The sequence below is a fragment of the Winogradskyella epiphytica genome (assembly GCF_003217215.1).
GTDB lineage: Bacteria > Bacteroidota > Bacteroidia > Flavobacteriales > Flavobacteriaceae > Winogradskyella > Winogradskyella epiphytica.
Genome location: NZ_QJTD01000046.1, coordinates 1 through 1,179, shown reverse-complemented (window position 1 = coordinate 1,179; position 1,179 = coordinate 1). Strand labels below are relative to the sequence as shown.

The window sequence follows — 1,179 nt, the reverse complement described above, 5'->3', positions numbered from 1 at the left end:
CAAGAACTGTGTTAAAAAACAAGTATTTATTAGTTTATATTTACTAAAACACTTCTATAGTTTCTGTCATATTTTAAACCTGATTTAGCTAGGGCGAATGCCTGTTTTAAAAGCTTATTACAAACAGCTATTAATGCTATTTTTTTGCTTTTTCCTTTTGCTACAATTCTATCGAAGATTTCTTTGCAGGCTTTATTGTGTTTTTTAGCTGAGAGACTACACATAAATAACGTTTTCCTTAATCGTCTATTACCCATCTTACTTATCCTTGATCTAGATCTTATACTGCTTCCTGACTGTCTTATCATTGGGGTTAATCCAGCAAAAGAACAAAGCTCTGAAGCTTTATTAAAACGTTCAAACCCTCCTGTTAAAACTATCAATAGCATACTTGACTTTCGTCCTATACCCGGAATACTTTCTACTCTAGTAAGCAAATCTTGATTATCTTGTTTTACTAATTCTAACAATGATTCTTCTAAATTATCTATTTCATTTTTCAAGTGTTTTAAACTTCTTTTCAAGGAGCGTATCACTTTAGAACAGGGAGATCCCATAGATTCTTCTGTTTGTAACTTATTTTTAAGTGCTGTTGTTTGTTTAGTATAGAGGTTGGTTAGGCTTATTATTTGAGAACAGGCTATTTGTGTTTTGCTTTGACCTTTCCATAACCGAAGTTCGTCTCCAGTGTTTACAGCATACTCATATATCATTTGGGAGTCTCTTTTGTCTGTTTTAATTTTTGTTAACCGCATTTGAATAAAGCGTTTAATAGACAAAGGATTCTCAATAGTTACAGCGATTCCTTTTTCATATAAATAATAGGCTAAACGTAAGTGATAAACCCCTGTAGACTCCATAACACAATGAGAAAACTCATTAGTTAAACTAAACAACTTTTTAAAGCCAGATAAGTCATTCTTAAACTGATGATGCTTACCATCTACACCCATCACATCAAAGACATCTTTACTTATGTCTATTCCGAAATAATTTGTATTTTTAATCATACTTAATGAAGTTTATGAAAGAAGAGATCTACTAGCTTTTCTGCATCTTAAAAACGAGATCTAAAGTCTCACAGAACTGTTCGAAATAATAGTAGGAAAGAGAGGGGATTGTCATGAAAAACGAGATCGCTGTCTCAATACACAAAATAACCTTAATCCTCTCTTTTTT

General features: G+C 31.9%; 1 protein-coding gene. It reads right to left on the bottom strand.

What is annotated here, in order from left to right; genetic code table 11:
- Positions 1–29 precede the first annotated feature (29 nt).
- A complete protein-coding gene (locus tag DFQ11_RS15075) occupies positions 30–1,010 on the bottom strand; it encodes an IS110 family RNA-guided transposase (RefSeq protein WP_110476725.1) in 981 nt (326 codons plus the stop codon).
- Positions 1,011–1,179 lie beyond the last annotated feature (169 nt).

Bases quoted from the DNA above. Each gene is read 5' to 3' on its own strand.
- DFQ11_RS15075 (WP_110476725.1), bottom strand. From the start codon at position 1,010: ATGATTAAAAATACAAATTATTTCGGAATAGACATAAGTAAAGATGTC.